Below are 12,434 nucleotides of genomic sequence, written 5' to 3'. Positions count from 1 at the left end.
TAGGTCACTGCCAGGCACCCAATTTAGTCCCCGTACTACACAGCTTTTGCGGAGCGGTAGTTCAGTTGGTTAGAATACCGGCCTGTCACGCCGGGGGTCGCGGGTTCGAGTCCCGTCCGCTCCGCCATTACTCAAAACCCCAGCCGATTGGCTGGGGTTTTTTCGTATTGGCTGCGCCGGACTTGCTGGATGATGTCGGTGCTGCGCACCTTCGCCTTCAAACGCGGTGCGTTTGCCACTCCGCCATTACTCAAAACCCCAGCAGCGATGCTGGGGTTTTATCGTATTGGCTGTGCTGCTTTTCATTTCTGGCTGCGAAAGGCTCGCTGCTGATGAAGCTAAGGAGCCTGATCCGCCCAGCCGCTGCCAATGGCACTGAAGGGGATCTCTAGGCCGAGTTCGGGCACTTGCCTGGCGATCCAGGCGGGGAAGGTATTGCTGTTTGGACCGGGGAACAGACGGTATTTTTCTTTCCAGGGATATTTTTCGACGACCCTCTCTATCTTGCGGATCAGCATGTCGACGCCTGCGCCGCGCTTATCCAGCAAAACTCTGGGCCTGGCGCCGTACCAGTAGCGATCGGGATGGTCCTGGGTGATCCGCAGGGCCGGCAAGCCCCGTTGAGCCCGCCAGCCGACGACCTCATATACGGTGTACTGGGGGGCGTTGGTCGGCTTGACCGCAATCCAGGTATGAATGGCAAACCAGCCGCGCCAGCTCCAGGCATCGGCGCCATAGACCTGGATGACAGCCTCCGGTGTGTTGGCCGGTTCCGGCGCTATACCGGCCGGATCTCGACTGGCCTGGCGCCAGTCATCATCGGAGCAGCCGTTCAGCAGGGCAATGGTCGTTAATAGGCAGAGTATTATCCTGTATTTCGCCATGAGATTGTCTCCCGGTTACGGCGCTGAATTGCTGAGGGTGTGCTTTCCTGCAGGTATGTAAAGAGGGTGTCGGACAGTTAAGCATAGACGATTGCCCCTGTCCCCATACCGTCCCCGGGAGCGTCGGTATGGGCGGAGAAAGGAATGGCGCCAGCTGCCAAGACACCGGCGAATCCCGTACAATGTCCGTTTTTTACGGGAGCGGGCATATGCATAGCAAAATAAGCGGGCTAATAGCCTGGAATCTGGTGGCGATAGCGGTACTGGCAAGCTGGTTCTGGCTGCCTAACCACGGCTTCTGGTTCGATATAGACAGCCGCGTTTTTTACTATTTCAATAACAAGCTGGGCGAGAGCCGGGCCTGGGTCAATGTGGTTGCTATCGCCAATAACAGGGCATTTGATCTGGCTGCGGTAGCCGCCATGGGGCTGCTTTACTACAGCTATTATCGCAGGGCGTCGACGGAACAACGTCGGCAGTTATTGCTGCTTGGCCTGCTGATGCTGCTGACAGCGGTGGGTCTGAATCAGCTGGGGCGGGCGATTCCCGTCGAGAGGCCCAGCCCGACCCTGACCTTTGAAGGGGTTTATCGTCTCACCGAGCTGGCAGGGTTCAAGACCAAGGATTCCTCCGGCGACAGCTTTCCCGGTGATCATGGCCTGATGCTGATGATCTTCACCGCCTTTGTCTGGCGTTATCTTTCCTGGAAGGCGGGTCTGTGGGGCTGCCTGTTCGTGGTGATCTTCTCCGCCCCCAGGGTAATGGGAGGAGCCCACTGGTTAACCGATATCTATGTTGGTGCCTTCTCGGTTGCCGCCTTCGGTTTGAGTTGGCTTTTACTGACCGGGACCATGGACAGGCTGCTTGGTTGGCTGGACCAACATCTGCCCAGACGCAAACGGACATAATGGTGAGGAGTGACCCTATGATGAACCCAAGATTGACACGTCAGCTCGCCTTTCTGCTGGAAGTGGATAAATTGAAAAATGTTATCCGCCGAAACTTTAATGCCGACGACAGCCGCAGGGAAAACACTGCCGAACATAGCTGGCAGATAGTCCTGTTTGCCCAGATAGCCTTCGAACATGCGGATCATCGGGACGAGCTGGATCTGTTGCATATTATCCGTATGCTGAGCATTCATGATCTGGTAGAGATCTACGCCGGAGATACCTTCCTGTTCGACGAACAGGCCAACCAGGGTAAATACGAACGGGAGCTGGCCGCCGCCAAGAAAATATTCGGCCTGTTGCCGACGGAGCAGGCGGCGGAATACCTGGAGTATTGGCTGGAGTACGAAGCGGCAGAGACGGCCAATGCGGTCTTTGCCAACGCAATAGACAGGATTTTGCCCTTTATCCTCAATTCCCATACCCAGGGTAAAAGCTGGACCGAGGCGGGCGTCACCAAGAGCCAGGTACAGGGCAAGCTGGCGATCATTGAGCAGGCCTCCCAACCACTGTGGCAGCTGTTTAACCAGCTGTTGGATCGCTCGCTGGAAAGGGGCCTGCTGCTCGATCGCTAGCGGTAACCCACTGTTATTCGCCGATCGTCAATAGTAACGGGGCACAGCCTAACCTTTCTGCTCCTGGAACAGGGCCGGAAGCTGGCGGATAAGCCAGCTCTTGGCCTTGCCCATGGAGTCCCGGCGCCAGGCCAGCACCACATTCGTGGTTTCCCGACAGCTGGCTGAGACCTCCCGCAGCTCGTCCGTTTCGAGCATGTCTCCCAGCCAGCCCAAGGGAATGGATGAGATCCCCAGACCCGCCTTCATGGCGCTGATTTTGTCCTGCATGGTACTGACCGTCAGCCGGGATTGCTTGTCGAACAGCCGGAAGGTCAGCGGTGGCTTGAAGCGGGCGGTATCGGCCACCGCGATGGCCCGGTAGCGTGACAGTATTTCTTCGGTCAGTGGGCCGCTTTCCTGGTGGATTGGATGATCGGGGTGGGCCACATAGACAAAGGTTTCCTGGTACAGGAACTGGGTTTTGATGCCCGGGCTGGTCACCGTATCCTTCCGCAAGGGGGTAATGGCCAGATCGGCCCGGCCGGTTTCCAGTGCTTCCCAGGTTCCGGCCAACACTTCATGAGCCAGTCGGATATCGGTGTCGGTTTGTTTCGACAGCGCATCCAGCACGGGAAATATCCGGCTGCTCGGCATGATGCCGTCTATGGCCAGGGTGAGCTGGGTCTCCCAGCCGCGTTCCAGGGCTCTGGCATCGGTCACCAGTTGGCTGGCCGCATGCAACAGTTGCCGGCCGCGCTCCAGCATCAGGCGGCCAACGGGGGTGAACTGGGTCTTGTGGCCGGAGCGGTCGAACAGCGCCAGATCCAGCTCGTCTTCCAGTTTCTGTATGGTGTAACTCAAGGCGGAAGGTACCTTGCCCAGTTCATCGGCGGCGGCGGCAAAGCTGCCCCTGCGCTCTATGGCATCCAGTACGCGCAGCGCTTCCAGGGTCAGTGACTTGTCTCGGGACATATTTAAAAGAGTTGAAACATTTCAGGGTGTGATATCCAGACGATAGCGCAGCACACCGTAAAAAATAAGCTGTTCGTTCAATCCATTGGCATTTTCCTTGTTTAGGGCGATGACGGAGTCTGTTGTTTCCTCGGCGGACACCCGGCAAGTACCAAGCCCGCATTGCTTCCCTGCCGTTATTGTTTAACAATTCTTGCTTCGTTCGGTAGCTGGTGCAGCATATGTTTACTCTTTACCACTCCAATCGGCTGGATGTTCTCAGGGAGCTGATGGTGTCACTAATCCGAATGGACCCGCTGGAACATCCTTTCGAAAGTGAAGTGATACTGGTGCAGAATCCGGGTATGGCCCAATGGCTCAAACTGGAGCTGGCGGGTGCCTTCGGTATCGCTGCCAATATCGAATTTCCGCTGCCAGCCAGCTTTATCTGGAAGATGTTTGCCCAGACCCTGGAACAGGTGCCGGAGCAAAGCGCCTTCAACAAAGAGGCCATGGTCTGGAAGCTGATGAGCCTGCTGCCCGGACTGCTGGCGGAGGACGCCTTCCTGCCGCTACGCCATTATCTTGCTGATGATCAGTTTGGCCGTCGATGCTACCAGCTGTGCGGCAATATCGCTGATATCTTCGATCAGTACCTGGTGTACCGGCCCGAATGGATACAGGACTGGGAAGCGGGCGGCAGCCTGCGGGCCGAGGCCCATCCTTGGCAGCCGGTGTTGTGGCGAGCCCTGGTGGCGCGTACCCGGGAGCTGGGGCAGTCGCCTTGCCACCGGGCCAACCTGTTTCAGTCTTTTATCGACACCCTGGCCGCCGGCGAGCTTCGGCAGCCGCTACCAAAACGGCTGTTTATCTTCGGTATCTCCGCCCTGCCGCCGAAGTACCTGGAAGCCCTTCATGCCCTCGGCCAGCATACGGACGTACACCTGTTGCTGACCAATCCCTGTCGTTATTACTGGGGCGATATCCAGGATAACAAGCGTCAGGTACAGCGGCAGCTGCTACAGCGGGTAACCGAGCGGCGGCGTCGCCTCTGGAGCGACCCGACGGCGGATATCGGCCTGCTGCCGGCGGGGGCCGAACCGGATCAGTGGTTTGACGAAGACGGTGAACCCGGCCAGGGGAACCCTCTGCTGGCTTCCATGGGCAAGCAGGGCCGGGATCATCTGTGGCTGCTGGCCGAGCTGGGCCCCAACGAAATAGACGCCTTCGTCGAGCTGCCCGACGACAAGCTGTTGCACCGGTTGCAGCAGGATATCCTGGAATTGCGCAACAGTGCCGAGCCGGTGCTGGATAAGGAGCGGCTGGCCGACAGCCGGCATAAGACCGTCATCGCGGCGGACGATGACTCGCTGGTGATCCACAGCTGCTACAGCCCGATCCGCGAGCTGGAAGTATTGCACGATGAGCTGCTCAAGGCCTTTGAAGCCGATCCCGGATTGGCGCCCAAGGATGTGGTGGTGATGGTGCCGGACATCAATGCCTACAGCCCCTATATCCAGGCGGTATTCGGTGCTGCCAGCGGCGAACGCTTTATCCCGTTTTCCCTGTCGGACCGTTCGGCTCAGCAGGAAAGCCCAATCCTGCTCAGCTTCCTGGCCGTGTTGTGTCTGGCCCATGCCCGTTGCACCCTGTCGGAACTGCTGGAAATCCTGGAGGTGCCGGCGGTGCTGGCGCGCTTCGAACTGAATCCGGAGCAGTTTGAGCAACTCAAGGGCTGGACGGAGGAAAGCGGCATCCGGTGGGGGTTGAATGAAGCCGACGCCGAACGCTTCGAGCTCAGCCAGATGCCGCAGAATACCTGGCTGTTCGGGCTCAGGCGCATGCTGCTGGGCTATGCCATGGATGAGGATCGGCTGTTTGGCGAGGTACTGCCCTATACCGAGATCGAAGGCATGGATGCCGAGCTGCTGGGCAGGCTGGCGGCCTTTGTCGATGTGCTGGACGATTTTATTCAGCAGGCCCGTCAGAGCCACTCCATAGGTCAATGGCAGGCGTTGCTCGGAACCCTGCTGGAGCGACTCTACCTGCCCGATGAGCAATCCGAGCCGCTGTTGGCGTTGATTTACCAGCAGATAGAAAGGCTCAGGCTGCAGGCCGCTCAGGCCGGCTTCGAGGGGGAGCTCAGCCAGGCGGTGATCGCCGATTATTTTTCGCAAGCCCTCAACAACCAGCGTTCGGGTCAGCGTTTCCTGGCCGGGCAGGTCAACTTCTGCACCCTGATGCCGATGCGCTCGATTCCCTTTACCATGGTGTGTCTGCTGGGTATGAACGATGGCGTCTATCCTCGCAGCCTGGCACCCATGGGCTTTGATCTGATGGCAGAGGATAACCGCAAGGGGGACAGATCCCGCCGCGACGATGACAGATACCTGTTCCTCGAGGCGTTGCTGTCGGCACAGCAGAAGCTCTATATCTCCTATGTGGGCATGAGCCAGCAGGACAACAGCCCCAAGGTGCCGTCCGTGCTGCTGACCGAACTGCTCGACTACATAGGTCAGGGTTTCGTACCCGAGGGGCACCAGCAGGAAGACGCGGATACCAGCTACCGGAGCACGCAGTCACGCCTGACTCGGACACACCCGCTTACTCCCTACAGCCCCCGCTATTTCAGCGTCGAACCGCCCGGCTCCTACGCCCGGGAGTGGCTGTCTGTCCTGCAGGGAGGCACGCCCGTCACTGAGGCGGTAGTACTGGATTTACCCGAGGAATGGCAGGCTGGGCAGGAACTGGAACTGGCCGAGTTGCAACGTTTTCTTCGGCTGCCTTGCGGCTACTTTTTCCAGCGACGCCTGAAGGTCTGGCTTGAGCTGGAGTCCCTCAAACCTGACATAGATGAGCCGTTCAGCCTGGATAATCTGGACAGTTATCGGCTGAGGGATACGCTGCTCGATGCGCGCCTGCGGAAGTTGCCGGAGAAAGAGCAGGCGGCGCGTCTGCTGGCTTCCGGCAGCCTGCCCAGTGGTGCCTTCGGTGAGCTGGTGCTGGAGGAGAATCAGGGCAGGATCAACCAGCTGGCGGACCGGCTCGAGCCCTTGCTGACCCGGGCCGATAAGGATGTGGAGGTCCGCCTCGGCTTTGACCAATGGTTGCTGACCGGTTGGCTAAAGGGGCGTTATCAGGGCCGGCTGATCCGCTACCGGCCGGGCCGTCTCAATGCCGGTTTCCTGTTGTGCCAATGGCTGGAACACCTGTGCCTGTGCGCGGTGGAGCCTGCCGAAAGCTGGCTGTTCGGCCTGAATGACGGCCGCAAGTTTCTTCCCCTGGAACCGGACCATGCCAGGCAGCGGCTGGCCGATCTGCTGGCGCTGCTGGAAGAGGGCATGCGCGCCCCCTTGCCCTTCTTCCCCAATACGGCCCTGGCCTGGGCCGAGCTCGCCCTCGATGAGCAGGGGCAGCTGCAGGACGATATGCAGGACAAGGCGCTGCTCCAGGCGCGCAAGGTCTTCGACGGAGATTATCTGTTTTCGGGGGAGGCGGAAAACGTCTATATTGCCCGCAGTTTCCCCGAATTCGAGCTTAACCGGGACGACTGGCAATTGCTGGCCAGGCGGATATTCGGGCCCCTGCTGAGCCATATGGAGACGCTTGATCATGAGTAAACTATTGGATCCCATGCGTTTTCCCCTATCCGGTAACCGGCTGATCGAGGCTTCGGCCGGCACCGGCAAGACCTATACCATCGCCAGCCTGTATCTGCGGCTGCTGCTCGGTCATGGTCCGGACCACTGTGGTTACAGTCGGGCCCTGGGAGTAGATGAAATCCTGGTGGTGACTTTTACCCAGGCAGCCACCGAAGAGCTGCGCGATCGCATCCGCCAGCGAATCCATCAGGCTCGGCTGGCCTTTATCCGCGGCGAAGATCAGGATCGCCTGCTGCAGCAGCTGCTGGATGAGGTGCCGGATCATCGGCTGGCCGCCCGGCTGCTGCTGGCCGCAGAGCGGCAGATGGATGAGGCGGCGGTGTTTACCATCCACGGCTTTTGCCAGCGCATGCTAAAGCAGAATGCGTTTGAATCCGGCACCCTGTTCGAGGCCGAATTTGTCACCGACGAACAGCGGCTGCGCTTCGAGGCGGCGGCCGATTTCTGGCGAGCCCATTTCTATCGACTGGAGCCTTCCCTGGCACGCATGGTGCGGGCCGCATTCAAGGATCCCCATGCCTTGCTGGCGGCGGTACAGCCCTACCTGCCCAACAGCGAGCTGCAGATCAGGACCGGGCCCGAGCAGAGCCTGAGCGAGCGGCATCAGGATATTCTCGATGCCATAGAGCAACTCAAGCAGGCCTGGCGGCAGCAGGCGGACGAGGTGGCCAGTCAGCTTGAAGGTCATGTCAAAGGCTACACAGGTAAAAACTTTGCAGGCTGGCTGCGCAAGATAGGCGAATGGGCACAGGCCCCGACCCGGGATTACGAGGTGCCCGGGGAGCTGGCACGCTTCGGCCTTGGTGTGTTGCTGGACAAGCTGAGCAAGAACGGTCGCGCGCCAACCCTGCCGCTGTTCAGCCAGATCGACGACTTTATGGTCTTGCACCGGGATATCCGCGATCTGGTGCTGGCCCATGCTATCCGGGTACTGCGCACGCGTATCAAGCGGGCCAAGGGCATCAGCGGGCAGCTGACCTTTGACGATCTGCTGGCCAACCTGGACGAGGCCCTGGCTTCGGACACGGGCCCGGTGCTGGCCGATCGTATTCGCCAGCAGTTCCCGGTGGCGATGATCGACGAGTTTCAGGATACGGACTCGCTGCAGTATCGCATCTTCCGTCGCCTGTACGGCGGTGAGCCAACGCTCGGGCTGTTTATGATTGGTGACCCGAAACAGGCTATCTACGGGTTTCGCGGCGCCGATATCTTCACCTATATCCAGGCCCGGCGCGAAGTGGAAGATCACTACACCCTGGGCACTAACTGGCGCTCGACCGCCGAGATGGTGGCGGCCACCAATGCCTTGTTTGCCCGGGCCGACGCTGAGGTGGGTGCCTTTATCTACCGGGAGGATATCAGCTTCGAACCGGTCAGGGCGGCCCGCAGCAAACCGGGTCTGCTGTTCAGGGGGCAACGCCAGCCGGCGCTGGGCTTCTGGCTCTATCAGGAGGCGGGCCAGCAGGTGGTGAATGCCGGCCGCTATCAGCAACAGCAGGCGCTGTGGACGGCCCAGGAGATCCATGCCTTGCTGGAGGCGGGTGAACGGGGCGAGGCGCTGCTCGAACAGCGGCCGGTCAGCGCCGGAGACATTGCCATCCTGGTGCGTACCGGCCGGGAGGCCGCCCTGGTGCGGCGAGCCCTGCGTGAGCGGGGGATCCGCTCTGTCTACCTGTCGGGCCGGGATTCGGTGTTTGCCACCCGGGAAGCCGGTGAACTGCTGCTGCTGCTGCATGCCTGCCTGCAGCCGGGCAATGATCGCCGGCTGAAGGCAGGATTGGCCACCGGCATAGTGGGTCTGACCCTGAGCGAGCTGGACCAGCTCAATCAGGATGAAGATGCCTGGGAACGGCTGGTGCAGGAATTCACCGACTACCGGCGCCAGTGGCAGCGGCAGGGAGTCTTGCCCATGCTGCGCAACCTGCTGTTCAGGCGGGATATTCCTCCCCGACTACTGGCCTTCAACGAAGGTGAACGGCGATTGACCGATGTGCTGCATTTGGGCGAGTTGTTGCAACAGGCCGCCCAGCAGCTGGACGGCGAGCACGCCTTGGTGCGCTGGCTGGGCGAGCAAATAGACAGCCCCAACGGTGAGGTTTCCGATCAGCAGCTGCGCCTGGAGTCGGAGCAGGATCTGGTAAGGGTGGTCACCATTCACAAGTCCAAGGGGCTCGAATATCCACTGGTGTATCTACCCTTTATCTGCCAGTTCAAACCCGCCGGCGCTCCGCTTTATCATCAGGACGGCCGGACCATACTGGATCTGCTGGATGAGTCGGCCGGCAAGGAAAAGGCCGATCGGGAGCGGCTGGCGGAAGATCTGCGGCTGCTTTACGTGGCCCTGACCCGGGCCGTGTACGGCACCCGCATCGGGCTGGCGCCGATCAAGCGCGGCAACGGCAAGAAAGCGCCGACCGATCTGCACCTCAGTGCCCTGGGCTACCTGCTGCAATTGGGACATGAAGGGGGAGTCGAGGCACTTGACCAGGCCCTGTCCGCACTGGGCTGTGAGCACACCGCCCTGCTGCAGCCGCTGGAGCCCATGGCGGCCTGCTACCAGTCGGTGGCCGCGCAGGGCATATCGCCGAAGGCTCTTGAGTTCAGCGGCCGGATAGACAGGGACTGGTGGCTGACCTCCTATTCGGCCCTGTCCCGTCACCAGGGCGCTGCCGGCAGCCGGCTCGAATATCTGCAGCTGGATCTGGAAGTGGCCGGAGAGCGCAGTGATGGACAGTCCGGCGGCCTCGATATCTTCCGGTTTCCACGCGGTGCCCGGGCCGGTACCTTCCTGCACTCGGTGTTTGAGCGGCTGGACTTTCCCGAGGCGGGCGGCGATGACTTGCACCGGTTGCTGGCCGAGAGCCTGGATGGCAACGGTTACGAAACCCACTGGCTGCCGGTGCTGGAACAGTTGGTGGCCGATGTGTTGGATACGGAGCTGGCCGACGGCCTGCAGTTGAGGCGGCTTGGTCAGGGGCAGAAAAAAGTGGAGATGGAATTTTTCCTGCCCCTGGCGGGGCTGGATGCACAGCGACTGAATCGGCTGTTGCAGGCGCACGATCCCCTGGCAATGGCGGCCGGCCCGCTCGGTTTCGAACGGGTCAAGGGGATGCTCAAGGGTTTTATCGATCTGGTATTCGAGCATCAGGGCCGCTATTACCTGCTGGACTATAAATCCAACCATCTGGGGGACAGCCCGGCAGATTATGACCAACAGGCCCTGACACAGGCAATGATCGAGCACAGGTATGATCTGCAGTATCTGATCTATACCCTGGCCCTGCACCGTTTGCTGCGGCTGCGGATCGCCGACTATGACTACCAGCGTCACTTCGGCGGTGTCTTCTACCTGTTCTTGCGAGGAATGAAAGTGGGCGCCAATACCGGTATCTTCCATACCCGGCCCGACGCGGCCTTGATCAACGAGCTGGATGCCCTGTTTGCCGGGGAGTCGAACCATGCATAAACGACTCGCGGAGCTGGTCAATGAGCGGGAGCTCAGGCCGATAGATGCCCAGTTTGCCCTGTTTATCGGCAGCTTTGATGCTAATCCGGCGGTGGTGCTGGCGGCAGCCTTGGTCAGCCGGGAACTGGGCCACGGCCATGTGTGCCTGCCATTGGACAAGCTGGCGCAGATGACCCGGGACGCCCCCGGTCTGGCTGCCTGGCTGGGTGAACAACCCTCTTTGTCGGACCATCTGGTACAGAGCCCTGTGGTTGGCCCCGGGGCGCCCCTGCGGCTGGAGCTCGGCCGCCTGTATCTGGCCCGTTACTGGCAGTATGAGCAAACGGTGGCTGGCTGGCTGCTGCAGCCGAATTCGCTGGCCCGGCCCGAGGTCGGCGGTGCGCTGCATGCGCTTTTTGCGCGTGACTATCAGGGGATGTTTCAGCGGCTGACTCAGGTGCGGGGGCCCGGCTTTGACGACCGGAGCTGGCTTACCGATCAGCTGGATATCGTCAAGCCCGAGCGGCTGGACTGGCCTGGTATCCTAGCCTTGTTACACGAGGCGGACTGCGACCAGGCCCTGTATGCGCTGGATCGGCTGGTGCCCGAGTCGGCCTGCCTTAACTGGCAGAAACAGGCGGTGGCCACGGCGCTGGCGGGACGCTTTGCGGTGATTTCCGGCGGCCCGGGCACCGGCAAGACCACCACAGTGACCCGCTTGCTGGGGCTGCTGATCAGCACGGCCGACAGGCCACCATTAATCAGGCTGGTGGCACCCACCGGCAAGGCGGCGGCCCGGCTGAGCGAGAGCATAGGCGCTGCTCGTCATAGCCTGGATCTGCCCCCGGAGGTGATCGCGGCGATACCGGCTCAGGCGGGTACCCTGCATCGCCTGCTGGGGGTGATCCCGGGTCGTCGCCGGTTTCGCCATCATCGGGATAATCCCCTGCATCTGGATGTGCTGGTGGTGGACGAGGCATCCATGGTTGACCTGCCGTTGATGGCGCGTCTGCTGGACGCCCTGCCGCCCCATGCCAGGCTGATCCTGCTGGGGGATCGGGATCAGCTGGCCTCGGTGGAGGCGGGGGCAGTGCTGGGGGACATCTGTGCCTTCGCCGAACAGGGCATCAGCCCGGAGCACGGGCGCTGGTTGCAGCGGGTAACCGGACAGGATCTGTCGGCCTGGATGGCTGCCGAGGGGAGTCCGTTGCGGGACCAGCTGTGTCTGCTGCGCAAGAGCTACCGCTTCGATGCCGGTTCCGGCATTGGCCGGCTGGCCGCGGCGGTCAACGGCGGGCAGGTGGCGGCCCTGCGGCGGACACTGGCGATGGATTTTCAGGATATAGCCCAGCACGGGCTCGCGGGGGAGGGCTATAGCCGGCTGCTGCAGTTGTGTCTAGAGGGTTACCGCCCCTACCTGGAGGCCATCCGGGCGGGCCGGCCCCCGGAGGATGTGCTCGCACTGTTCGGTCAATTCCAGCTGCTGGTAGCCCTGCGTGAAGGGCCGCTGGGCGTGGCGGGATTGAATGAAGCCATCATTGCCGGACTGATCAGACAGGGGCTGGTCGGGCGCCAGGAGTGGTTTGTCGGCCGGCCGGTGATGGTGATGGAAAACGACCATGCCCAGGGGCTGTATAACGGCGACATCGGCATTGTGCTGCCCGACTCGGCCGGTGAGTTGCGGGTCTGGTTCCTGCTGCCCGACGGCTCGGTCAAGGGGTTCCGTCCCAGTCGGCTACCGGCCCACGAAACCGTGTATGCGATGACCATTCACAAGTCACAGGGCTCTGAATTTGCTCATACGGTAATGGCCCTGCCCACCGAGCTCAACCCTATCCTGACCCGGGAGCTGGTTTATACCGGCATCACCCGGGCCAAGTCCCGGCTCGACCTGTTCGTCGAGCCGGGGATACTGGAGCGGGCGATTGTCAGGCGAATTGAACGGGCCAGTGGTTTGCAGGCGAGGCTGAACGCCCCTGGTTAAT

7 protein-coding genes and 1 tRNA gene are annotated in these 12,434 nt (G+C 61.1%); 6 read left to right on the top strand and 2 right to left on the bottom strand.

The window, feature by feature from the left end:
* Positions 1–50: 50 nt before the first annotated feature.
* Positions 51–127, top strand: a tRNA-Asp gene (locus DCS96_RS18315).
* Between the two features lie 211 nt (positions 128–338).
* On the opposite strand, the gene DCS96_RS18310 is transcribed toward DCS96_RS18315, so the two are convergent.
* Complete coding sequence (locus DCS96_RS18310; protein ID WP_116475853.1) at positions 339–884, bottom strand: DUF3750 domain-containing protein; 546 nt, start codon at positions 882–884, stop codon at positions 339–341.
* A 209-nt stretch (positions 885–1,093) separates the two neighbouring features.
* Here DCS96_RS18310 and DCS96_RS18305 point away from each other — a divergent pair, with 209 nt between their 5' ends.
* A complete protein-coding gene (locus DCS96_RS18305) occupies positions 1,094–1,792 on the top strand; it encodes a phosphatase PAP2 family protein (protein WP_116475852.1) in 699 nt (232 codons plus the stop codon).
* A 17-nt stretch (positions 1,793–1,809) separates the two neighbouring features.
* Positions 1,810–2,409: an HD domain-containing protein gene (locus DCS96_RS18300; RefSeq protein WP_198650131.1), complete on the top strand. Its 600-nt coding sequence runs from the start codon at positions 1,810–1,812 to the stop codon at positions 2,407–2,409.
* Positions 2,410–2,457: 48 nt separating this feature from the next.
* Here DCS96_RS18300 and DCS96_RS18295 read toward each other — a convergent pair whose 3' ends face one another.
* On the bottom strand, positions 2,458–3,363 hold the full coding sequence (locus DCS96_RS18295; protein WP_116475851.1) for a LysR family transcriptional regulator: 906 nt from the start codon (positions 3,361–3,363) through the stop codon (positions 2,458–2,460).
* Between the two features lie 221 nt (positions 3,364–3,584).
* Between DCS96_RS18295 and recC the strand changes: the two genes are divergently transcribed.
* From recC to recD, 3 genes are read left to right on the top strand one after another with little or no spacing between them, the layout of a single operon-like run.
* Positions 3,585–6,962: an exodeoxyribonuclease V subunit gamma gene (gene recC, locus DCS96_RS18290; RefSeq protein ID WP_116475850.1), complete on the top strand. Its 3,378-nt coding sequence runs from the start codon at positions 3,585–3,587 to the stop codon at positions 6,960–6,962.
* The gene (gene recB / locus DCS96_RS18285) at positions 6,955–10,470 is read left to right on the top strand and encodes an exodeoxyribonuclease V subunit beta (RefSeq protein ID WP_116475849.1); all 3,516 of its coding nucleotides are present in this window, start codon (positions 6,955–6,957) and stop codon (positions 10,468–10,470) included. The genes recC and recB overlap by 8 nt, the downstream gene beginning before the upstream one ends.
* Positions 10,463–12,433 (top strand): exodeoxyribonuclease V subunit alpha, encoded by a 1,971-nt coding sequence (recD, locus tag DCS96_RS18280; RefSeq protein WP_232818319.1) that lies wholly within the window; start codon positions 10,463–10,465, stop codon positions 12,431–12,433. Before recB ends, recD begins: the two co-directional genes overlap by 8 nt.
* The last annotated feature ends 1 nt before the right edge of the window (position 12,434 follow it).

The organism is Zobellella maritima (assembly GCF_003075035.1).
Taxonomy (GTDB): domain Bacteria; phylum Pseudomonadota; class Gammaproteobacteria; order Enterobacterales; family Aeromonadaceae; genus Oceanimonas; species Oceanimonas maritima.
This window is presented reverse-complemented; position numbering and strand designations above follow the sequence as displayed.